The sequence below is a fragment of the Vreelandella titanicae genome, from assembly GCF_014697095.1.
Taxonomy (GTDB): domain Bacteria; phylum Pseudomonadota; class Gammaproteobacteria; order Pseudomonadales; family Halomonadaceae; genus Vreelandella; species Vreelandella titanicae.
In genome coordinates this window covers 2,705,740-2,725,306 of sequence record NZ_CP059082.1, presented here as the reverse complement: position 1 = coordinate 2,725,306, position 19,567 = coordinate 2,705,740, and the positions used below count along the sequence as shown (strand labels likewise).

Annotated in this window: 25 protein-coding genes; 13 read left to right on the top strand and 12 right to left on the bottom strand. The window is 53.8% G+C overall.

The window, feature by feature from the left end; genetic code table 11:
- The first annotated feature begins 12 nt into the window (after window positions 1–12).
- The gene (locus tag HZS52_RS12545) at window positions 13–843 is read left to right on the top strand and encodes a helix-turn-helix transcriptional regulator (protein WP_027960094.1); all 831 of its coding nucleotides are present in this window, start codon (window positions 13–15) and stop codon (window positions 841–843) included.
- Between the two features lie 79 nt (window positions 844–922).
- Window positions 923–1,534, top strand: coding sequence for a LysE family translocator (locus HZS52_RS12540; protein ID WP_022522614.1), 612 nt, complete (start codon window positions 923–925; stop codon window positions 1,532–1,534).
- Here HZS52_RS12540 and HZS52_RS12535 read toward each other — a convergent pair.
- Together HZS52_RS12535 and HZS52_RS12530 are read right to left on the bottom strand one after the other, a co-directional pair.
- Window positions 1,518–1,838, bottom strand: coding sequence for a hypothetical protein (locus HZS52_RS12535; RefSeq protein WP_190372872.1), 321 nt, complete (start codon window positions 1,836–1,838; stop codon window positions 1,518–1,520). The genes HZS52_RS12540 and HZS52_RS12535 overlap by 17 nt on opposite strands.
- A gap of 24 nt (window positions 1,839–1,862) precedes the next feature.
- Window positions 1,863–2,588: an ArsR/SmtB family transcription factor gene (locus HZS52_RS12530; RefSeq protein ID WP_190372871.1), complete on the bottom strand. Its 726-nt coding sequence runs from the start codon at window positions 2,586–2,588 to the stop codon at window positions 1,863–1,865.
- A gap of 75 nt (window positions 2,589–2,663) precedes the next feature.
- On the opposite strand from HZS52_RS12530, the gene HZS52_RS12525 reads away from it, so the two are divergent.
- Complete coding sequence (locus HZS52_RS12525; RefSeq protein WP_022522611.1) at window positions 2,664–3,011, top strand: NIPSNAP family protein; 348 nt, start codon at window positions 2,664–2,666, stop codon at window positions 3,009–3,011.
- Window positions 3,008–3,355 (top strand): antibiotic biosynthesis monooxygenase family protein, encoded by a 348-nt coding sequence (locus tag HZS52_RS12520; RefSeq protein ID WP_022522610.1) that lies wholly within the window; start codon window positions 3,008–3,010, stop codon window positions 3,353–3,355. The genes HZS52_RS12525 and HZS52_RS12520 overlap by 4 nt, the downstream gene beginning before the upstream one ends.
- Before the next feature lie 10 nt (window positions 3,356–3,365).
- Here the strand turns inward: HZS52_RS12520 and HZS52_RS12515 are convergent, their stop codons facing one another.
- The 6 genes from HZS52_RS12515 to trpB form a co-directional block, all read right to left on the bottom strand.
- Complete coding sequence (locus HZS52_RS12515; RefSeq protein WP_190372870.1) at window positions 3,366–4,157, bottom strand: carbon-nitrogen hydrolase family protein; 792 nt, start codon at window positions 4,155–4,157, stop codon at window positions 3,366–3,368.
- 120 nt (window positions 4,158–4,277) lie between these two features.
- Window positions 4,278–4,526: an addiction module protein gene (locus tag HZS52_RS12510; RefSeq protein ID WP_027965502.1), complete on the bottom strand. Its 249-nt coding sequence runs from the start codon at window positions 4,524–4,526 to the stop codon at window positions 4,278–4,280.
- Window positions 4,527–4,648: 122 nt separating this feature from the next.
- Complete coding sequence (locus HZS52_RS12505; RefSeq protein WP_027960087.1) at window positions 4,649–5,269, bottom strand: LysE family translocator; 621 nt, start codon at window positions 5,267–5,269, stop codon at window positions 4,649–4,651.
- A gap of 139 nt (window positions 5,270–5,408) precedes the next feature.
- A complete protein-coding gene (locus HZS52_RS12500) occupies window positions 5,409–6,899 on the bottom strand; it encodes a Fic family protein (RefSeq protein ID WP_027960086.1) in 1,491 nt (496 codons plus the stop codon).
- 139 nt (window positions 6,900–7,038) lie between these two features.
- On the bottom strand, window positions 7,039–7,884 hold the full coding sequence (trpA, locus tag HZS52_RS12495; RefSeq protein ID WP_190372869.1) for a tryptophan synthase subunit alpha: 846 nt from the start codon (window positions 7,882–7,884) through the stop codon (window positions 7,039–7,041).
- A gap of 20 nt (window positions 7,885–7,904) precedes the next feature.
- Entirely contained in the window at window positions 7,905–9,134 is a 1,230-nt protein-coding gene (trpB, locus tag HZS52_RS12490; protein ID WP_190372868.1) for a tryptophan synthase subunit beta, read from the bottom strand.
- Window positions 9,135–9,252: 118 nt separating this feature from the next.
- Between trpB and HZS52_RS12485 the strand changes: the two genes are divergently transcribed.
- Window positions 9,253–10,167 carry a LysR family transcriptional regulator gene (locus tag HZS52_RS12485; RefSeq protein WP_190372867.1) on the top strand — a complete coding sequence of 305 codons (915 nt, stop codon included), beginning with the start codon at window positions 9,253–9,255 and terminating at the stop codon, window positions 10,165–10,167.
- Window positions 10,168–10,187: 20 nt separating this feature from the next.
- Here the strand turns inward: HZS52_RS12485 and HZS52_RS12480 are convergent, their stop codons facing one another.
- Window positions 10,188–11,054 carry a LysR family transcriptional regulator gene (locus tag HZS52_RS12480; protein WP_263366035.1) on the bottom strand — a complete coding sequence of 289 codons (867 nt, stop codon included), beginning with the start codon at window positions 11,052–11,054 and terminating at the stop codon, window positions 10,188–10,190.
- 137 nt (window positions 11,055–11,191) lie between these two features.
- Between HZS52_RS12480 and HZS52_RS12475 the strand changes: the two genes are divergently transcribed.
- The 3 genes from HZS52_RS12475 to HZS52_RS12465 all read left to right on the top strand — a co-directional run bounded on the left by HZS52_RS12475 (window position 11,192) and on the right by HZS52_RS12465 (window position 12,671).
- The gene (locus HZS52_RS12475; protein ID WP_190372865.1) at window positions 11,192–11,962 is read left to right on the top strand and encodes an NAD(P)H-dependent oxidoreductase; all 771 of its coding nucleotides are present in this window, start codon (window positions 11,192–11,194) and stop codon (window positions 11,960–11,962) included.
- A gap of 183 nt (window positions 11,963–12,145) precedes the next feature.
- Window positions 12,146–12,418, top strand: coding sequence for a type II toxin-antitoxin system Phd/YefM family antitoxin (locus tag HZS52_RS12470; RefSeq protein WP_035584465.1), 273 nt, complete (start codon window positions 12,146–12,148; stop codon window positions 12,416–12,418).
- On the top strand, window positions 12,399–12,671 hold the full coding sequence (locus tag HZS52_RS12465) for a Txe/YoeB family addiction module toxin (RefSeq protein ID WP_022522593.1): 273 nt from the start codon (window positions 12,399–12,401) through the stop codon (window positions 12,669–12,671). The genes HZS52_RS12470 and HZS52_RS12465 overlap by 20 nt, the downstream gene beginning before the upstream one ends.
- A gap of 28 nt (window positions 12,672–12,699) precedes the next feature.
- On the opposite strand, the gene HZS52_RS12460 is transcribed toward HZS52_RS12465, so the two are convergent.
- Window positions 12,700–13,299: a class I SAM-dependent methyltransferase gene (locus HZS52_RS12460; protein WP_190372864.1), complete on the bottom strand. Its 600-nt coding sequence runs from the start codon at window positions 13,297–13,299 to the stop codon at window positions 12,700–12,702.
- 29 nt (window positions 13,300–13,328) lie between these two features.
- Entirely contained in the window at window positions 13,329–14,282 is a 954-nt protein-coding gene (locus HZS52_RS12455; RefSeq protein WP_190372863.1) for a LysR family transcriptional regulator, read from the bottom strand.
- 106 nt (window positions 14,283–14,388) lie between these two features.
- Here HZS52_RS12455 and HZS52_RS12450 point away from each other — a divergent pair, with 106 nt between their 5' ends.
- Together HZS52_RS12450 and HZS52_RS24635 are read left to right on the top strand one after the other, a co-directional pair.
- Entirely contained in the window at window positions 14,389–15,372 is a 984-nt protein-coding gene (locus HZS52_RS12450; RefSeq protein ID WP_190372862.1) for an aldo/keto reductase, read from the top strand.
- Window positions 15,373–15,504 carry a hypothetical protein gene (locus tag HZS52_RS24635; RefSeq protein ID WP_263364864.1) on the top strand — a complete coding sequence of 44 codons (132 nt, stop codon included), beginning with the start codon at window positions 15,373–15,375 and terminating at the stop codon, window positions 15,502–15,504. It abuts the gene before it with no gap.
- A gap of 4 nt (window positions 15,505–15,508) precedes the next feature.
- Here HZS52_RS24635 and HZS52_RS12445 read toward each other — a convergent pair whose 3' ends face one another.
- Window positions 15,509–16,417: a LysR family transcriptional regulator gene (locus HZS52_RS12445; RefSeq protein ID WP_052475590.1), complete on the bottom strand. Its 909-nt coding sequence runs from the start codon at window positions 16,415–16,417 to the stop codon at window positions 15,509–15,511.
- Between the two features lie 133 nt (window positions 16,418–16,550).
- On the opposite strand from HZS52_RS12445, the gene HZS52_RS12440 reads away from it, so the two are divergent.
- The 3 genes from HZS52_RS12440 to HZS52_RS12430 all read left to right on the top strand — a co-directional run bounded on the left by HZS52_RS12440 (window position 16,551) and on the right by HZS52_RS12430 (window position 19,517).
- The gene (locus HZS52_RS12440) at window positions 16,551–17,744 is read left to right on the top strand and encodes a M20 aminoacylase family protein (RefSeq protein WP_190372861.1); all 1,194 of its coding nucleotides are present in this window, start codon (window positions 16,551–16,553) and stop codon (window positions 17,742–17,744) included.
- Between the two features lie 80 nt (window positions 17,745–17,824).
- Window positions 17,825–18,049: a DUF3311 domain-containing protein gene (locus tag HZS52_RS12435; protein ID WP_052475592.1), complete on the top strand. Its 225-nt coding sequence runs from the start codon at window positions 17,825–17,827 to the stop codon at window positions 18,047–18,049.
- Window positions 18,042–19,517: a sodium:solute symporter family protein gene (locus HZS52_RS12430; RefSeq protein ID WP_141440852.1), complete on the top strand. Its 1,476-nt coding sequence runs from the start codon at window positions 18,042–18,044 to the stop codon at window positions 19,515–19,517. Before HZS52_RS12435 ends, HZS52_RS12430 begins: the two co-directional genes overlap by 8 nt.
- Window positions 19,518–19,567 lie beyond the last annotated feature (50 nt).

Sequence of the window (19,567 nt, the reverse complement as noted above, 5' to 3'; positions counted from 1 at the left end):
GGAGGGGGCGGCATGAGTAACGCAAGCCGGTTTCAATTCATCAAGAGCCAGCACGTGCCAACGCTGACGGTGCTTCATGCGGCCATTGAAGATTTCAGCTACGACCGCCATGCCCACGAGGAGTATGCCTTCGGCGTAACGCTGGCGGGACGTCAGGATTTCTTCAGCGGCGGGCAGTTTCATCGTAGCCCGCCGGGCAACGTTATTTTGTTCAATCCAGAGGAAGTTCACGACGGCCAACCGGGCGGAGAGCGCTCACTGGATTACCTGATGGTATATGCGCATCCCGAGCAGGTTAATGCCCTGTTTGCTGATGCTCTGGGCCACGAGCGCACGGCGGACTTTCGCTCAAATAACACTCTTGTTCAGGACATTCGGCTACGCAATGCCATTTTGGAACTGGCGCGCTTAGTCACTTCTCACTCTGGTAGCTGTATCGATCAGGAGAATGCGCTTTATCAGGTAATCGAGCGAACTGTGCAACTCGGCGGGATTTCTCAGCCCAACCAGGTGCTCACCCGCCCCGATGCGCTGCTGGGCCTGGCGAAAGATTATATTCACGCCCACTTGGATACGGATATCTCCCTGGATGACATCAGCCAAGCGGCGCATATCTCCAAGTACCACTTCTTACGCCTGTTTCGTCAGCATTACGGCATTACGCCGCATCAGTATGTGATTAATTGCCGAATCAATGCGGCCCGTTCGGCGCTAGACCTAGGCGCTTCCCTAACAGAGGTCGCTTTGCGCTATGGGTTTGCCGATCTCAGCCATTTCAATCGCCGCTTTAAGCGAATTTATGGCATGACGCCCCATCAGTACCAGCGTGATATCGCACGCTAGGCTCTGCACGAAAACTGCCTGCGCTCGCCGACTTTTCGTACAGGCTCTTACACCTAAATACCAGCATAGAGGTTTAACCATGTTAGGAATTGTCGCCTATGCCCTAGGCGCTATGTATTCGCCTGGGCCTGTGAATCTGCTTGGCTTGAATATTGGCATCAATGGGCAAGCCAGGCAGTCGGTTGGGTTTTGCCTTGGCGTGGGTACTGCGATGCTGGCGTACTTATTAGTATTGGGTTGGGCGGGTGCTGCATGGATCGATGATGAAGCACTCATCGTGGTGAGTGCCTTGGGCTGCGGCTATATTGTTTATCTCGCGAGCAAGATTGCCCGTTCAAGTGTTGATATAAGCGAGCCAGACAACGCCCCACGGCTAGTCAGTTATCGTGATGGGCTGGTCATGCAGTTGCTTAATCCCAAAGCCATTTTGGCCACCCTGCCCATTGCCACACTGCAGTTTCCTGCCGCTGACATTCATGGGCTTAGCTTAGTGTTTTGGGCATTCGGGCTGGCGATGTTAGCCGCGGGCGCACCCGGTAGCTATATCGTGATTGGCAGCGCCGTAGGCAGCCGTATTAAAAGCCCTGCTATCGTTAAGGGCTTTAATTGGCTGATGGCAGCTTTGCTGGTGGCCGTGGCGCTTTCGATTGGTGTTGAGCATGTGTGGGTACCACTTACTGCCCGAAATTGATCCCCAGTCGCAGGGCTTGTAAGCCGTCGAATTCGACACTTACTTCATCAGAGAATAAGGGATGGCCCTGCACTATCAAATCCAGCGTCGCCTGAGAGCCGCGATAAGTGACGCTCACTTCAATATTCGCAGTCGTGTTAATGGGCGCCAGCACACCATACTCAATGTTATCCACGCTAACTGCGGTGAGGCCACGCTCATCCAACTGCTGCTGAACTTCCCGTTCAACGACAACGCCGTAATAGAAGTAAATACCGGCATAGCCAAGCGCTAACAATACAACCAGTGAAAAGAGCTTTCCCATTATTTCTCTCAGTTTTATAGAATCTTAGAGGGTTACAGCGGCTTGTCGGGCTGAAACCGGTGGCGTGCTCTGCGGTGCGAGCATTGCCCACAGCAACTTCTCCCCTTGGGCGCTGAAGACGATAACGCGAGAGTTTTTTTCTCGCCTCGCCCAGCCAAGCGCCTGAATTCGGGTAAGCAGTGCACTGCCGAGCGCGCCCGCTAGATGATGCCTGCGCTCGCTCCAATCGAGACACTCCCTACAAAATGAGCGTTTTGAAGAAGCAAGCGCGTCTGTATCGATGCCAAATTGATTAAACCACACCCTTCCCTGCTCAGTGAGCTGTAGCCCTCCTGGGTGCTGATGAAGGATATCCGTTCGCAGCATCTGTTCATACACTGAAACACCCAACTCTCCGGCAAGGTGGTCGTAACAAATACGGGCCTTGCGCAGGGCGGGATCACGTGGCCCTGTAACAAGGCGGTTCCCCTCATTGCGGCAAGCGAGGCCCATCAGCGACTCCAGGAGACTGGCCACCTCCGGACCCATCAGCCGGAAATAGCGGTGACGGCCCTGCTGCTGCTCCGTGATCAGCCCTGCACCCAGTAGCTTGCCAAGATGAAAACTGATGGTTTGCTTGGTAACACCGGCCGTGTCCGCCAGTTCGGTCGCCGTCAGCGCACGACCAGACATCAGGGCGGAGAGAACCTCCGCCCGAGCATTATCGCCGATAAGCGCTGCAACGCGCACAATGTTAGGGCCTTCACTCATGGTTCGATTCTAGTCGAACCACCTGGGGCCGACAACGCGGTATCGTCCTAGCTACCGTTCAAAGGAGATACCCCTATGAGCATTACCTGCTTTATCCGCTACGAGATCGACCCTTTCCAACGCGACGCCTTCAAGGCGTATGCCGAAAACTGGGGGCAAATCATACCCCGGTGCGGTGGCCACCTTATCGGTTATTTTCTTCCCTACGAGGGCACTAACAATGTTGCCTGGGGGCTAATCGCATTCGATAGCCTGGCTACCTATGAGGCCTACCGCGCCCGGCTGAAGTCTGACGAAGGCGGGCACGCGAACTTCACCATGGCTCAAGAGAAGAAGTTTATTCTCAAGGAGGAGCGCAGCTTCGTTGAGGTGGTGGACGGCACACTGGGCGTTGAATCTGTCTATCCGTGGAGTGTTTTATGATCGCCGTGATATTTGAAGTTCTACCGCATTCGGAGCGGAAACAGGACTACCTGGACGCTGCCAGCGGGCTGAGCCAACACCTGGAAGGCGTCGACGGTTTTATCTCGATTGAGCGCTTCGAGAGCCTCACACATCCTGGAAAGATCCTGTCGCTCTCCTTCTGGCGGGACGAAGAAGCCGTGAAGCAGTGGCGCACGTTCGAACCTCACCGTTCCGTCCAGAAAGCGGGCCGGCAGGATATCTTTGCCGACTACCGGCTTCGCGTCGCTTCCGTCATCCGGGACTATGGAATGAATGACCGCCGCGAGGCACCGAAGGATTCGCTTGACGCACACCCATCATAGAGCGGGCGGGCTAGCCCAATGGGCAGCTGTCTTCGATAGGTAAATTGGTCACTAGCGAGGCGCCGAGTGCGCCTCCGTTTATAGCGCAAATCACAATGCAGGCTTCAGTGCCGTCAGCCGTGATCGCGAGTTCACCATCCACATTCCAAGCGCCGCTTTTACCGCAGGTTTGCCAGCCACCTGTGTTGGAAATGTGGTTAGCAAGTAGCACCGGGAACTGGTGGCGTTTCGCCATGGCAGCTAGTAGCTGCGCATCGACCTCGTACCCTGCTTCAGATATCAGCGCGCTGGCAATATATACCTCCGCTTGCTGGGCGGATGCCGCTTCTGCATGGGAGGGATTGGCGAAGTCTGCACAAATGGCCAAGGCTATTCGAGTACCGTTAACCGTACATAGATAACTTTCGTTACCAGTCGAACAGTAAACCGCTTCCCCTTCGTGCAGGTACTGCTTTGCGTAGAATGCTCGCTCGCCGCTCGGGAAGCAGATAACTGCCCCTATCTGCGGCTTTCTGCCTTCACTAATGAGCGGACAGCCTGCTATCACGACGATATTATGGGCAACAGCGGCTGTGGAAAGTGTGTCGAACACCTCTGAATCTTTCAGCAACGCTAGCTGCTCTAATAGCTCAAGCTCATAGCCGGTCAGCGAAAGCTCAGGGAACACTACTAGATCGGCCCCTCGCACGGCGGCGTTCTGAATATAGGCAAGGTGCATTTCAAGGTTCTCGGCCACTGCACCTTTTACTACGGGTAGTTGAGCGAGTGCGATAGTGGTGCCGCGTGTGCCTCTGGGTTTCATTTCAACACGCCTCGCCTTTAAATATTTTGTTCACTTCAGCCACAAAATATTTAGTTAGCGGCAAAAAGGCTATTTTTATTAATCCGTCATTGCGGAAGTGGAAACCTAACTTATAGCTGATTACTTCCCGTAATTTGGCTCACAATGTAAATGCATTCTAGCGCGCAAATTAGCAAACTCTTGCTCACTTGAAACAGTAGCTACTTTACGCGCCCGAATGTCGTCTAAACGACTTTGGGCAACATCGACCCACTGCTTGTCGATACTTGATTCTGGAGAATTGAGGCTACGCAGCAGCGCATCGACTACTCTTACGCGCTCTTCAACGGGTAATGACTCTGCTTCACTAACAAGCTCTTGAATGTTCATAGCGCTACCTTATTAATGCATCAAGTTGAAGGTATATCACCTATTATCTTTTCGCTATCCCAACGTCTATAGACAGCCTGGGAAGGTCACGAGCTAAAGCTCTCTCCCATGTTAAAGCTTGCTCACTCTTTTTTAGCAAGCAATAGCCCTACTCCTGCGCTGGCCAATAAGCCTGCGCAGCCGCGGTTGAATAAACGCCGCATGGCGGGGCGTGAAAACCAGTGGCTTAAAAAGCTGCCTGCATAGGCGTAACCTGCAATCGCTACCCATTCCAGCAGCAAAAACAGCGCACCTAGCACTATAAATTGCTGCCCTACATTGCCGCTGGGCTCCACAAACTGCGGCAGGAATGCAGTAAAAATCAGGATGGCTTTTGGGTTACCGGCGGCAAGCAGAAACTCTTGTCGCGCCAGCTCAAACAGGCTCTTGGGCTGGGTGTCTCCGTCATCGCTTTCAGTGCTGTCGGCACCCCATAATTGATACGCCAGCCATATCAGATAGAGGCCACCTACTACCTTGATGACCAGGAAAATCTTTTCAGAGGTGTAAAGCAGCGTCGCCAAACCGGTAGCAGCCAGCGTAATCATGCCAACAAACGCTGCCAACCGCCCAATACCTGCTAGACAAGCAGCCCTAACGCCATAACGCTTGGAATTGGTCAGTGACAGCAGATTGTTAGGCCCAGGTGCCATATTGAGGGCAAAACAGGCAGGGATAAAAAGCAGCAATGTGGTTAGATTCATAAAAATCGCCTCTATCAGCTCAAATTGAGACCCCTCATGCGCATTAGGCTCACTGCCTAAGTGTTTAGATTAATCGCTCGCAAAGGTTTGGCTCAATCCTGGATACCCAAAGCACTGATAATTGATTTTCAAACTACTCTCACGGGCTTTTGTGCTCTTCAAGTGCATCTTGCGCTTCTGCTTCAATGGCATCCAACACCTCGTCAGGAACTTGGTAGCGGAACTGTTTACGCCGATTGTTTGAGAGGCGTCCTTGATTACTTAAACACATCATCACCAGGCGTGCTAAATCGCTTCCACGTATATCGAACGTTGCATCCACCACTGCATAGACGCGATCGAAACATGCGAGGTAGCGCGTTTCTGCTTTCAGCTCATCTTCCAGCGCTACTTTTGCCATTTTCAGGGTAAAAGCCACGGCGTTAGTGGCATCCCAATAACGATAGAGCGCATCAATACCCAGATACTCAAACTCGTATTGGTCGGCATCGATCCAGCTTACTCGCCAATGCTCACGGGCAGGTTTTGAAAATGCTTCTAACGCTGCCAGGTAATCAGCTTCATAACGCTTCATGGCAACCGAAATAGGCAGAAGATTATCGTGAAGAAGCCCATTCATTCGGCATAGCGTATGGTGCATAAGAAAACGGGAGATGCGCCCATTTCCATCCATAAAAGGGTGCAAAAAAACAAACCCAAAAGAAAGTACCGCTGCTGCGACCAGCGCGGGAACTGCTGCTGAATCACTTTCCGACAGTTGATTGGCCCAACCCATCAGTGCATCCATTAACGCGTCACAAAGCTCTGGCGGTGGCGGTAAATAGCTGACCCCTAACGCGCCACGCAATCCGTTATGCAAGTAATTCTGTTCGTGGCGAAATGCTGCGGCTTTGTCGAAAGGATTGCTGATAGTGCTATTTTGCAGTTCGACAAGATACGCTTGCGTTAGCGGCTTACGCTCATGGGCTTGGTGCAATAGCTGCATAAAACGCTGCTGCTTATCAGGCGATGGTGACTCTTGTTCAATGGCAAACGAGGACTGGGTTTCGCTGAGATAGGCCCATTGAATCGCTCGATCGAGCATTCCAGGGGGCAACGAGGCCATAAAGGTGGTGGCCTGGGTTAGGATATCTTCTTCAAGTAGTGCGGCGATTTCCGCTGTACGCCGAACGGTTGCACAATACGTCAGCGTTCCCAACCCGTTGAAGTCTATTCGCCAGCGGCTATCACGTACTGCGGGGCCGGTGATATAGCGGTCAGGGTCGAATAACGGTACCGCTCGACCACTGACGGCTATATCGAACGGTAGGCGCTTTACCAACGCTTCGTATAGATAACCCAATTTTCTTAGATAAATGCCATTTGGCGAGGCTTGCAGGGCGTCCTGTAGTGCTGATTCAGGCAAGTGCGGCAAAACGCCAGCCAGAATGGCAAGGTCAATCCCCTCATGTTTAAGGGCAAAAAGCAGATGGCCGAGCAGTGACGCGTCTGGTGCTCGCCCGGCAGGTACTGCAATCTCCCGCTCCATAAACATAATGCGAGTGACGGGGCGCACCCGCGCAGGGTAAACGGGCGCACATACCCCCAAGGCTAAATGCTCATGCAGGTACGCATAGCCTACCGATTTCATCACGAAGTGCCTCGAATCTAAATATTTTGTTCACTTGAACAAGAAAATATTCAGTAAGCAACCAAAACACGTTTTTTTATTAACCTGGAAGAGCCAACGGGATGGCTAGCAGCCAATACCGTCACAAACTAAAGCAGCTTCACACTGCGGCTTTCGCTGGTTGGCTCACCTCTCTACACCCCCTGACGCTTTCAGCCAATTCGCTGACCAAACCATGTACTCGATCAACGGCGTCATCAGGCGTGTTGGCATGCTCGATACAATCGACTAGTGCGGAGCCGACGACGACCGCATCACTATAGCGGCCAATGGTGGCAGCTTGTTCGGCGGTGCGAACACCAAAGCCTACCGCAATGGGTAGATCAGTGTGGTGGCGCAGCCGTGCAACCGAGTTTTCCAGTTTCTCAGGCGTCGGCGCATTACCACCGGTAACACCCGCCACGGAGACGTAGTAGATAAACCCGGAAGTGTTCGCCAGCACCTTGGGCAGGCGTTTGGCATCGGTGGTCGGCGTGGCCAGGCGAATAAAATCAATGCCGTGTTGTGCCGCTGGCTGGCAGAGCTCTTCGTCGTGCTCGGGCGGCAGGTCTACCACGATTAGGCCATCGACCCCGGCCTTGGCGGCATCGGTCAAGAAGCGTTCGACGCCGTAACAGTAAATGGGGTTGTAGTAGCCCATCAGCACAATGGGCGTAGTGCTGTCTTCTTCACGGAAACGGCGCACCATTTCCAGCGTTTTGGCTTGTGTCTGGCCGTTATTCAAGGCACGCAGCGCGGCTTTCTGGATGGCGGGACCATCGGCCATTGGATCGCTGAACGGCATACCGAGTTCGATGATATCCACCCCCGCTTTTGGCAACCCGTGCAACAGGCGGCGGGAGGTCTCGGCATCCGGGTCGCCAGCGGTAAGGTAGCTGACCAGCGCCGGGCGGTTTTGCTGCTTGAGGGAAGCAAAGCAGTATTCAAGACGAGAGGTATGGGTCATGACGTTCTCCTGTGTCGCGCTCATAGCTGTTCAACCCCGAATTTTTCACCAAGGTGATGGGCCACGCTCATCATGTCCTTGTCACCCCGGCCGCTGAGGTTCACCACCATTAAGTGCTCGCGGGGCAGGCTGGGGGCACGCTTGGCCACTTCGGCCAGGGCATGGGCGGTCTCCAGGGCGGGAATAATGCCCTCCTGGCGGCAGCAGACCTGAAAAGCTTCCAGCGCTTCATCGTCAGTGGCAGAGACGTACTCGACCCGCCCCTGCTCGTGCAACCATGCGTGCTCCGGCCCGATACCGGGGTAATCCAGCCCGGCGGAAATCGAGTGAGCGTCGATAATCTGGCCATCTTCGCTTTGCAGCAAGTAAGTGCGGTTGCCGTGCAGCACGCCGGGGGTGCCGCCGTTCAGGCTGGCCGCATGTAGGCCGCTTTTAACGCCCTTGCCACCCGCTTCTACGCCAATCATCTTCACATCAAGGTCATCAAGGAACGGGTGAAACAGCCCCATGGCGTTTGAACCGCCGCCAATGCAGGCCACTAGCGAGTCCGGCAGGCGCCCTTTCTTTTCCAGCATTTGCGCACGGGTTTCATGACCGATCACGGCCTGAAAATCACGTACCATGGCCGGGTACGGGTGTGGCCCCGCTACGGTGCCAATGATGTAGAAGGTGTCGTCGACATTCGTTACCCAGTCGCGCAACGCTTCGTTCATGGCATCTTTTAGCGTGCCTGTGCCCGAGGTAACGGGGATGACTTCCGCGCCCAGCAGCTTCATGCGGAATACGTTGGGCTGCTGACGTTCGATATCGGTTGCGCCCATGTAAATGACACAAGGCAAGCCAAAGCGCGCCGCAACGGTAGCGGTGGCAACGCCGTGCATGCCTGCACCGGTTTCCGCGATGATGCGCTTTTTGCCCATCTGCTTGGCCAACAATACCTGACCGATGCAGTTGTTGATCTTGTGCGCGCCGGTGTGATTCAGCTCTTCGCGCTTCAAGTAAATACTCGCCCCGCCAAAGTGCTCGGTCAGCCGCTCGGCAAAGTAGAGCGGGCTTGGCCGCCCCACGTAGTCGCCCTGGAAATAGGCCAACTGGCGCTGGAATTCGGGGTCGTTCTTAGCGATGGTGTATTCATCTTGCAGCTCTAGAATTAGTGGCATCAGCGTTTCGGCGACAAAGCGACCACCGAAGCTGCCAAATAATCCGTTGGCGTCGGGCAGGCTCTTGGATACGTCTACAGGTTGATTCATCGCGACCTCTGAATGCGTTATCGAACATTGCAGTGAAAATAGCGCAAGCAGGTGGGGATAAAAATCGATAAGATGTCAGCAACATGTGAGTTTAAATCAACAGTCAGCAGGATATCTCATGCAACACAGCATGCCCCCGCTTAGCGCCCTGCGCGCCTTTGAAGCCACTGCCCGTTTGGGTAGCGTGACCGCCGCTGCCGATGAGCTAAGCGTGACTCACGGTGCTGTCAGCCGCCAGCTAAAGAGCCTGGATGACCATTTTGGAGTAGCACTTTTTGCCAAAGCGGGCCGAGGTATTGTACTGACCTCGCACGGGGAGCGACTGCAGAGTGGTGTGGGTGAAGCGTTCTTAAGATTGAAAGATAGTTGCGCCGCGCTCAAGCGTGAGGTGGAAGACGTTCCCTTCACGCTCGCCTGCCCCGGCAGCCTGCTAGCACGCTGGTTGATTCCCAGGCTGGATCGTCTGCACCGCGATTTGCCCGAGTTCAAGCTTAAAGTGGTGGTGAGTGAAAGCGAACAGCCCGGCAAGCAAACGGATGCCAGTGCCACCCTGGCGTTTTCCGAGCCGCCCTGGCCTGCGGATGTGGACGTCGTTGAACTTATCCCAGAGCAGATATGCGCGGTGGTTAGCCCGCAACTGGCCGCGCAGTGCGACCCCGGCGCCCCGGCTACGCTATTCGACAACACGTTGCTATACACCGCCTCGCGCCCTCAGGCATGGCCGCAGTGGGCCAACGCCCAAAGGCTTGCGCTGGCGCAACTTGAAGCATCACTCAGCGAGGGCCAGGGATTTGAACATCTTTACTACTTGATGGAAGCGGCCGTGGCGGGTCTGGGCGTGGCGATTGCGCCCACACTATTGGTAGAAGACGACTTGAGGAGCGGGCGGCTAGTGGCGCCCTGGGGAAGTATCGAAACCCCCGCCCGGCTGTGCCTGTGGTTGCCCAGCCAAGCCGACTTACTCACCCACCCTCGCCGCAGCGAGCCACTGGCAGAGTGGCTCAAGCAGGAGTTGGAGGCTGACCGCTGCTAATATGACTGTTTGATCAACGTTTATTTCGCGCAAAGGGTGCGTGCTATTTGCTCACGCACCCAACGATGCGCACTATGACCATGATTGCGCTCATGCCACACCATACCGACTTTGAATCCCAGTGATTTAATGGGGGATTCAACAATTTTAAGGTCGGAACGCTGGGCAACTAAACGCCGCGGCACCAGTGCTACAAAACGTGAGTGAGCAACAATCTCAAGGACGAACAGGAATGAAGATGTCGACAGAACAACATTGCGTCTATAGCCCAATGTTTGTAAGACCTGATCCACCTGAGTGGAAAAATCGCCTCCGCTGAGCGAAACGATTACGTGCTCAAGCTGGACATACTCTTCAATCGTCATTTCTTCACTTAGCTGTGAGTGATTCCAGCACCCAACCAGCACATAGTTCTCATCATACAGCGGCCTGATTCGTAAAACCTTGGGCGCCTCTTCGGGTGTCATGAGTGCAAGATCCACTTCACCCCGTGCCATTTGAGCTTCCAGCCTGGGTGGCTCCAGACTACGTATGGCGATTCTAATGCCAGGTGCTTGACGCCTTAATTCGTTCATGACCGCCAATCCAATGACCGCTTGAAGGTAATCGGTGCATGCAATCGTAATGGTCAGCGACGCTTGGGCAGGTTCAAAGTCCTGGTGCGTTATCAGCGTCTCTCGCACCTGATCCAGTGCAATACGTAGTGGGGTAAGTAACTCCAACGCTTTGGTGGTAGGCATCATCCCGCGGTGAGCCGGAATGAGCAGCGGGTCGTTGAACATATCCCTAAGGCGGCTCAGCTGAGCGCTGACGGCAGGCTGACTAAGATGCAGCCGTGCGGCGGCTCTCGTGACATTTTGCTCTTCAAGCAAAGCCTCTAAGGTCACCAACAAATTAAGATCCAGCCTTTTATTATCCATATTTTATATAGTAGATCATAAAACTATTAATTTCATTGATAGCTTATTCTTGCCCACAATCTCTAGCGTATCCACCAAGTAAATTCGCCTGTAGGAGCATTAGAGTGTCCAAGACCATATTGATTGTGTATGCGCACCCAGAACCCACATCATTGACCCGCCGGTTCGTAACTGAAACGGTACAAATACTGGAGCGACAAGGCCAAACCGTGCTGCAGTCAGACCTATATGGCATGGGTTGGAAAGCGACGTTTGATGAGCACGATTTCCCCAACCGTATAAACAATGACCGGCTAGGCTTTATTCAAGAGTCGCAGCACGCCTATGCCACTCACCAGCAGACGCAGGATGTCGCCGCAGAGCAGGACAAGCTGCTTGCCGCCGACGCCGTCATATTCCACTTTCCCTTGTGGTGGTTTGGTATGCCCGCCATTCTCAAAGGCTGGATTGACCGGGTGTACGCCTATGGATTTGCTTACGGATACAAAGGTGAAGGCAATCGTTATCGCTATGGAGACGGTATTCTCAAAGGCAAACGGGCATTACTGTCGGTAATGGTGGGTGGCCCAGCGGAGGACTATTCACCCCGAGGTATTAATGGCCCCTTGGAGGAATTGCTATTCCCCATCACCCACGGCGCCCTGTTTTTCCCAGGTATGGATGTACTGCCAACCCATGCCGTGTATGGCACCGGCAAACTTTCGAAAGTCAGCGTAGCGAAGGAGCTAGCCGCTTGGCGTCTACGCCTCGAAAATCTTTTTAATGAATCCCCTATTCCATTCCGGCGGCAAAATGGTGGGGAGTATCAGCAAAATATACTCGCTGACCATATTGCTATGGGGAAAGAGGGACTGACCATTCACATCGACCATTAGCAGATTTTTAGACAGCAACATCATGCAGACAAAGTATTATTAGCTGCACAATATTACCAGCACGTGCAACTATGAATTCAGAAAATCTAGGCCAAGCGCAGCGATAAAGCTATCGCTGCGCTTGGCCTTGTCGGAGCTAGTGAGATATAGTTGTACGGAATTTCCGTACATTATGGTGACGTTATGGATATTATCAGTGTTAACAAATTCAGAGACAACCTGAAAAGCGTAGTAGAACAAGTGATTAGCCAGCACGAACCCTTAAAAGTAACCCGTCGTGCCGGAGAGGCGTTTGTGGTGATTAGCGCTGAGGACTGGGAAAGAGAGCAAGAAACACTGCATGTGCTTCAGAACCGAGACCTCATGCAACAAATTGCGGCTTCTCTAGATACCCATAGTCGTGGTCAAGGATACCAACCTGATAATGAGCAGATGAATGAGATCACTGGTATTTGAGGGCCGTACGTGGGAAGCCTATGAAAAAATGCGTGAAACAGATAAGAAGCTGCATAAAGCGCTCTGCAAACTCTTAAAAGAAATGCTCCGCTCTGACGATCCAACGGCTGGTATCGGAAAACCCGAGCCACTCAGACACAATCTTTCTGGCTTGTGGTCAAGGCGCATTTCACAAAGAGATCGGCTGATCTACCGGTTCGATGACAAAGCTATTTATATTTTTGCCATCGGCGGACATTACGATCAGTCCTGATAATAGTTAATTGATGAAAAGCACGACGCTACCTTTTCTGCACTATCAAATAAGTATGCAACTCCGGGTGCTGATCGTACTCCAGATGTCTGCACACCGCGCCTAACTTCATCAATAAGGATACGAAGCCGTTTGTGCCAAGCGTAGAGTAGTAGACCTCGGGCCCCATAAAACTATCGGTATGCTCACCAGGTTCGTCGGTACCGCCGAAAGAGAAGATCAGTACCCCACCCTTATTTAGGCTTCCGATAAGTTTGGTCATCACACTTTCCTGCTGCACTAGCGGAATATGCCAAATGCTGTCCCAGGCGGTGATAAAGTCGTATTTTTCCAGCGGCTGCCACTGGCAAATATCCTGGTGGTGAAAGGTCACGTCAGGGTGCTTCTGCTTAGCGAGGCGCAGCATTTCATCGGAAATATCCACGCCTTCAGGCGTAAAGCCTTCTTGTTGCAAGAAGTCGATAAAGCGGCCGGTACACCCACAACCGATATCGAGTGCCTTTCCTCGGCCTTTCACAAACGAAAGCGCTCTCTTGTGCGCCTCCAAACCGTTAGCGAGATTGAATTTCTCGCTTTGCCAAAGGTGAGTGATCTGATTGTAGGCGCTGCCAATATCAGTAGGTGTCATGGGTGGCCTATAGGATAAAAAGTGAAAATTTAGTGACTATACCACCCACTCAAGCGCTCGCAGTTATTGGCCACCAGCTCAGCCAGAAAATCCGCCACGGCACGGGTACGGCCTGATTGGGTAAGATCCGTCTGGATGACCAAGTAGATGGGTTGATCCACGCCAATATCCGCAGCGACACAGACCAGTCCAGCCTCCAACGCCAGAAAATGCGGCAACACCGCTATCCCCAGCCCCGCTTTTGCCGCCGCTAGCTGGGTTGCCAGCGAGGTGGTGGTTAGCGCCGGTTCGCGCCCCTGCAGAACACGCTCAACCCACTGAGCGGCAGGCAAGTGCGCCTGCGTTTCGCCCCAGGTAACAAAGGCATCGGTGTCGTAATCGCCAGCATCGCGGTGAGCCTCACGCTGCGCTACATAATCGGGGCTGGCGTAAAGCCCGAAACCTAGAGTACCGAGGCGACGAAGGGTGACATTACCCCGCTCGGGCTTGACCATTCTGAGCGCCAAATCGGCGTCGCGACGGTGCAGATTGACGGTGGTGATATCGGTCACCAGCTCAAGTGTGATGCCGGGGTACTGAGCATAAAATTGTGGCAATGCAGGCAGAATCAACGACGTAGCCAGGTTTTCAGCGGTGGCCAAGCGCACCCTGCCGCTCAGTTGCGTAGCGAGTGCGCCGCCGCTAGAGAAGGCCGCTGCGGCGGCTTCCAGCGCTTCGGCTTTTTCGATTAACCCGGCACCTTCCTCGGTAAGCTGATAGCCCGACTGCTGGCGAACAAACAGCGGCAGCTTCAAGGCTTTTTCCAGCCGCTCGATACGCCGGGAGAGCGTCGCGATACCTAGATGGAGTTCCGCTGCCGCGCCGCTCAAAGTGCCATGGCGGGCCACCGCCAGAAAGGTGCGTGTGTCATCCCAGACCCACCCGCGGGGCATCTCGTTTTCAAAACTGGAAAACGGCTTACCGAACTCGTTCATTTTTTTCATTATTGGATAGTGCCACGCTGTTATTGCGCGTTTCAACAAGCGCTCGAAAACGGCTCACGCTCTCTTGATGGGCCATGGTTTCGTAAGTCATTACAGGAGACATAGCATGCAAAAACGTACGCTAGGCACCGACCTGACCCTCTCTGCCATTGGCTTAGGCTGCATGGGAATGAGCGAGTTCTACGGCCCCCGAGACGATAGCGAGTCGCTTCGGGTGTTGGCTCAGGCGGTGGAGCTGGGAATCGACTTTTTTGACACGGCGGATATGTACGGGCCACACCATAACGAGGAGCTGATTGGCCGTTTTCTTGCCAGCCATAAGCCAAACGTACGTATCGCCACCAAATTCGGCATTGTTCGCAACCCTGGTGAGTATCAGCGTAGCCTGGATAGCAGCGCCCATTATGCCCGCCAAGCTTGCGAGGCGTCGCTGAAGCGGCTGGGCATCGAACAAATCGATCTCTACTACGTTCACCGCGTTAACCCGGAAACTCCTATCGAAGAGACCATGGAGGGCTTGGCACAACTGGTTAAAGAGGGAAAAATTGCCCACATTGGCCTCTGCGAGGTTAGCGACGAGACCCTGCACCGCGCACACGCCGTGCACCCGGTGACGGCGGTTCAAACCGAATACTCGCTCTGGACACGGGACGTGGAGCAAGCGGTACTCCCCACCTGCAAGGAGCTCGGCATCGGCTTTGTGCCCTACTCTCCTCTTGGCCGAGGATTTTTAACGGGTAGGTTTCAAGAAAACGCTGATTTCGGCGAAGACGATTTTCGTTCTAACCTGCCGCGCTTCTCTGAACAGGCCATGGACACTAACCGCCGAATCGCGGAGGTGATTGGTGACATGGCAGCACTCAAAGGCTGCACCCCTGCGCAGCTCTCGCTGGCCTGGCTGCTATCCAAAGGCGACAACATTGTGCCGATTCCCGGCACCAAGCGGCTGCGCTATCTTGAAGAGAATGCGGCAGCTGCATCCATCACCATGACCGCTAATGAGCAGCAACAGCTTGAGGCGGCCACTGCTCGCCTTCCTGTCATCGGCGAGCGCTATACACCGGAGGGCATGAAGGGGGTGAATGCGTGAGTGAACTATCGCCTATCGTTGCACCCAGCCAATGGCGCGGCTAATGCAGCTTTAACCCAGTACGCCAAACGTGGGGCGAAAAACCTGGACGACTTTCGCCCGGCTGCTGCCAAAGCCGCCTTTGAAGGATAAAACCTCATTCCTTCATTTCATGCGTCGCTAAGGATTCAGTTTCTGCAATTTCGATTAGGCGGCGTACTGCTGACAGCCCCGAATCTCGCCGCCAAACCAGCATCAGAGGCAAAGTCAGATTGAGGTCTTCTAAGCGATGGCTCACTACGCCTTCTGGCGCTCCAGCCATGGTCATTGCCGGTAGGATACTGCAGCCCATACCGGCAGCCACCAAGCATAGCATCGTCGCATTGTCGGTTCCCTCTTGCACCACATGTGGCGTGAAGCCCTCTCGCTGAAAGGCATGAATTAGCTTGTCGTGATAGACCGGGGTAGCACTGCGGTCAAACCAAATAAAATTCTCGTCGTTAAGATCAGCAAGAAACTTTGGAGGGTGATGCGCTAGGTGTGAGGTCGCACTGGTGACCAGTACAAGATGATCTTCATAAAGGCAATGACAACACAGGCTACTATCGTCCTCTGGCGGAAAGAACAACATGCCTGCATCAAGCCGGCCACGCCGAATGGCTTCAACCTGAGGCCCGGAAAGCAATGATTCTACCTTCAGTGTGACCTCTGGATAACGCTCACGAAAGCGATTGAGCAAACCGATGATCTGCGGCACCCATAAATGCATGACGGTTACTCCCAGTCGCAGTTGACCGAACTGACCATCTGCTATGCGTCGTGCATTACGCTTAGCCTGCTCAAACTCGCCCAGCAAGCGCCGGGTATCACGATAGAACGCTTCACCAGCGGCAGTCAGCCGAATGCCGTGCCGCGAACGGATCAGCAACGTCGTACCAACCTCGTCTTCAAGCAACTGCAATTGACGCGACAGTGCCGGCTGAGCAAGAGGTACCCGACGGGCCGCCGATGATATGGCGCCTTCCTCCACAACCACTTGGAAATATTTTAAACGCTTGAAATCCATCTGGTGCCCCTAGCCATAACATCTACCGCAATCCATCCAATATTAGTATGGAAAGCTAATAAAAAAACTATTTTCTCTATATCACCGAAACAACCAAGATGAAAAAGGCCATCTTCAACCATGCGAATTGACTATGACAGAACTCATTGATCCAAACTTCTTCGAGCGCCATCACGCTGAACTGATCCAGATAAGACACGAGTTACATCGCCACCCGGAGCTGGGGTTTCAGGAACACGAAACGGCCAAGCTCATCGAGACAGAACTAGAACGTCTCGGCTTGCCTTTTGAAGCCGGCATCGGTAAGACCGGCATCGTTGCGACCGTGACGGGAAAACGACCTGACAACGGACGACATATTGGTCTTCGTGCTGATATGGACGCACTGCCTATCCAGGAGCTAAACGAACACAGCTATACCTCAGCAGTGCCCGGCCGGATGCATGCTTGTGGTCATGACGGCCACACCACTCTACTGCTCGGTGTAGCTCGCTACCTAGCTGAACATCGTGACTTCGCGGGTACTCTTCATCTCGTCTTCCAGCCAGCCGAAGAGGGCCTGGGTGGCGGCCGAGCAATGGTTGAAGAGGGCCTATTTGAGCGCTTTCCTATGCAGGCGATTTATGCCCTACATAACTGGCCTTCGCTACCTGCAGGCCAAGTGGCTATTCGACCCGGCGCGATCATGGCGGCCACCGACCGTCTAGATATCCGTGTACGTGGCAAAGGAGGCCATGGTGGCGTCAACCCTCATCTATCGACGGATCCTGTTCGTATGGCGGGCGCCCTTATTCAAAGCCTGCACTCCGTGGTCGCACGTGATATTAATCCGCTCTCGCCCGCCGCCTTGAGTCTATGCGGTTTGCAGGGTGGCGACCTGGACGGCTTCGCCATCATTCCTGATGAGGTGCACATCAGCGGTACAGCGAGAAGCCTTGATGTTGATACTCAGGATCGCATGGAGCATATGGTTCGCCGTGTTTGTGAAGGGGTAGCAATCGCCCATGGCGGTGACATTGACGTCGATTACCAGCGCATATTTCCGGCGACGATCAATACCGAGGCAGAAACCCGTCATGTGGAAGCCTGCATTGTGCAAACACTCAGCGAGTCGGCCCTAATACGCGACGTTGCTCCCAGCCTCGGCGGTGAGGATTTTTCCTTCATGTTGCAACGCTGCCCTGGGGCTTACTTCTTTCTCGGCACAGCGAAGAGCGACACTACACCGCCACTTCATAACGCTCGTTATGACTTTAATGACGACATTATTCCCACCGGCTGCCGGTTGCTTTTAGCGATAGGCCTTAACGCGCTCGTTGCGAACTGACTAAGGCTAACGCAACTACTTATAACTCTACAAAAGCATAACGAAACAACCATACAACTTCATAAAAACGAGGTATGCACATGAAAACTCAGCCCTCGCTCCCTTCTAGGGGAATGCTGATTTACTTTACTGTCTGTGCCCTGGCCATGATCTGGCCCGGTGCACTGGTAGCGAATCGTATTGAACCGATGATAATCGGTTTGCCCTTTTTCCTGTTCTGGTATGTAGCCTGGGTGTTTGCCCTGTTCGTGGGACTGGTCATTGCCTATCGTAGTGATGCCGCGCAGGAGGTGGACGATGAGTGATTCACTGCTGATCACCACCATTACCCTGGCCTACCTACTGATTGTGCTAACAGTGGGACTAAGCGCACGCCACAATCAAAACTCCTCTCTGGAAGGGTATGTGGCCGGTGGACGACACATGGGTTTACTGGTGCTGTTCTTTATTCTCGGAGCGGAGATATTCTCTGCTTTCGCCTTCTTGGGTGCGCCTGGCTGGGCCTACAGCAAAGGAGCGCCAGCACTCTATATCATCGCCTACCTGGCACTGGCCGTGATCGTGTGGTGGTTGATCGCCCCCTACATCTCGCGACTCGGCCGCCTCCATGGTTTCCTGACTCAAGCGGAGTTCCTCTCTGCCTGTTACCCAACCCGCGGCAACTTGCTGGGCCTATTTATCGGCGTGGTTAGCGTGCTAGCAATGATTCCCTATTTGACCATTCAGATCGCCGGTGCAGGACTTCTCTTCGAGGCTGCTACCTCTGGCACCATTCCCTTCTGGCTCGGCAGTTTACTCGCCTGTGGCGTGGTAGCTGCCTATGTCTATGCAAGCGGCTTGCAAGGTATCGGTTGGACCAACCTACTTCAGGGCGTGATGATGGTGGGCGTGGCGTGGTTTCTGGGCTTGGCGACGGCTGACCAATTCTTTGGTGGGGTCGGCGAGATGTTCCGCGAACTACAGCGAGAAGCCCCTGAATACCTAACCATGCCCGGCGCAGGCGGCATGGGCTGGGGCGCTTTCTCTACGGCTATTCTGGTAAGTGCTCTAGGCTGCGTAATGTGGCCGCACATTTTCATGAAATTCTATAGTGCTCGCAGTGAGCGAACCCTCAAGCGGGTATTCGTGCTCTACCCTCTTTACAGCTATCTGTTGATACCATTACTAATTATTGGTTTTGCTGGGGTTCTACTGTTGGAGGATAGCCCGCTTGACTCCGCCGATCGAGTATTGCTAACGCTGGTAGTTGAGCTAGCTGACTTCCCGGCTTGGCTGATAGGCGTAGCTCTCTCCGGCGCCCTGGCCGCTGCCATGTCTACTGCTGCAAACCTAGCTCATACCTCCGCTACTATTCTGGTACGCGACGTGGGCCAGCACTTACCAGCACTTCGCAACATGCCAGACAATAAGGCGCTCAAATTGACTCGCTACGGCGTGGTGCTAATCTCACTTGCGGCTTACCTACTTGCCCTTGTCAATCCCGGCTCATTGGTTGACCTACTGCTCGGCGCCTATGGCATCGTGGTGCAGTTACTACCCATGCTACTGGGCGCATTGTTCTGGCGCCGCGCTTCCCGTGCTGGCGCTTTCGCTGGCTTGGCAATAGGTGCTGCACTGACCCTATTATTTCAATTTGGTGTTAGCACCCCATTCGGCTGGCATGCTGGCTTCTGCGGCTTAGTAGTCAATACAGCCGTATTCATTAGCGTGAGTTTAGCAATGCGAAGCGCATCATCGTGTTCGCCAGCTCAAGCTCTCGGCACTAACACTTGATCTGTGAAATAAAATGCAGTCAACATCAAGAGGTGGCAGCAGCCACCTCT

What these genes read in the sequence shown, in the direction of transcription:
- HZS52_RS12545 (WP_027960094.1), top strand. Translation starts at nt 13, where the DNA reads ATGAGTAACGCAAGCCGGTTTCAATTCATCAAGAGCCAGCACGTGCCA.
- HZS52_RS12540 (WP_022522614.1), top strand. Translation starts at nt 923, where the DNA reads ATGTTAGGAATTGTCGCCTATGCCCTAGGCGCTATGTATTCGCCTGGG.
- HZS52_RS12535 (WP_190372872.1), bottom strand. Translation starts at nt 1,838, where the DNA reads ATGGGAAAGCTCTTTTCACTGGTTGTATTGTTAGCGCTTGGCTATGCC.
- HZS52_RS12530 (WP_190372871.1), bottom strand. Translation starts at nt 2,588, where the DNA reads ATGAGTGAAGGCCCTAACATTGTGCGCGTTGCAGCGCTTATCGGCGAT.
- HZS52_RS12525 (WP_022522611.1), top strand. Translation starts at nt 2,664, where the DNA reads ATGAGCATTACCTGCTTTATCCGCTACGAGATCGACCCTTTCCAACGC.
- HZS52_RS12520 (WP_022522610.1), top strand. Translation starts at nt 3,008, where the DNA reads ATGATCGCCGTGATATTTGAAGTTCTACCGCATTCGGAGCGGAAACAG.
- HZS52_RS12515 (WP_190372870.1), bottom strand. Translation starts at nt 4,157, where the DNA reads ATGAAACCCAGAGGCACACGCGGCACCACTATCGCACTCGCTCAACTA.
- HZS52_RS12510 (WP_027965502.1), bottom strand. Translation starts at nt 4,526, where the DNA reads ATGAACATTCAAGAGCTTGTTAGTGAAGCAGAGTCATTACCCGTTGAA.
- HZS52_RS12505 (WP_027960087.1), bottom strand. Translation starts at nt 5,269, where the DNA reads ATGAATCTAACCACATTGCTGCTTTTTATCCCTGCCTGTTTTGCCCTC.
- HZS52_RS12500 (WP_027960086.1), bottom strand. Translation starts at nt 6,899, where the DNA reads ATGAAATCGGTAGGCTATGCGTACCTGCATGAGCATTTAGCCTTGGGG.
- trpA (WP_190372869.1), bottom strand. Translation starts at nt 7,884, where the DNA reads ATGACCCATACCTCTCGTCTTGAATACTGCTTTGCTTCCCTCAAGCAG.
- trpB (WP_190372868.1), bottom strand. Translation starts at nt 9,134, where the DNA reads ATGAATCAACCTGTAGACGTATCCAAGAGCCTGCCCGACGCCAACGGA.
- HZS52_RS12485 (WP_190372867.1), top strand. Translation starts at nt 9,253, where the DNA reads ATGCAACACAGCATGCCCCCGCTTAGCGCCCTGCGCGCCTTTGAAGCC.
- HZS52_RS12470 (WP_035584465.1), top strand. Translation starts at nt 12,146, where the DNA reads ATGGATATTATCAGTGTTAACAAATTCAGAGACAACCTGAAAAGCGTA.
- HZS52_RS12465 (WP_022522593.1), top strand. Translation starts at nt 12,399, where the DNA reads ATGAGATCACTGGTATTTGAGGGCCGTACGTGGGAAGCCTATGAAAAA.
- HZS52_RS12460 (WP_190372864.1), bottom strand. Translation starts at nt 13,299, where the DNA reads ATGACACCTACTGATATTGGCAGCGCCTACAATCAGATCACTCACCTT.
- HZS52_RS12455 (WP_190372863.1), bottom strand. Translation starts at nt 14,282, where the DNA reads ATGAAAAAAATGAACGAGTTCGGTAAGCCGTTTTCCAGTTTTGAAAAC.
- HZS52_RS12450 (WP_190372862.1), top strand. Translation starts at nt 14,389, where the DNA reads ATGCAAAAACGTACGCTAGGCACCGACCTGACCCTCTCTGCCATTGGC.
- HZS52_RS12445 (WP_052475590.1), bottom strand. Translation starts at nt 16,417, where the DNA reads ATGGATTTCAAGCGTTTAAAATATTTCCAAGTGGTTGTGGAGGAAGGC.
- HZS52_RS12440 (WP_190372861.1), top strand. Translation starts at nt 16,551, where the DNA reads ATGACAGAACTCATTGATCCAAACTTCTTCGAGCGCCATCACGCTGAA.
- HZS52_RS12435 (WP_052475592.1), top strand. Translation starts at nt 17,825, where the DNA reads ATGAAAACTCAGCCCTCGCTCCCTTCTAGGGGAATGCTGATTTACTTT.
- HZS52_RS12430 (WP_141440852.1), top strand. Translation starts at nt 18,042, where the DNA reads ATGAGTGATTCACTGCTGATCACCACCATTACCCTGGCCTACCTACTG.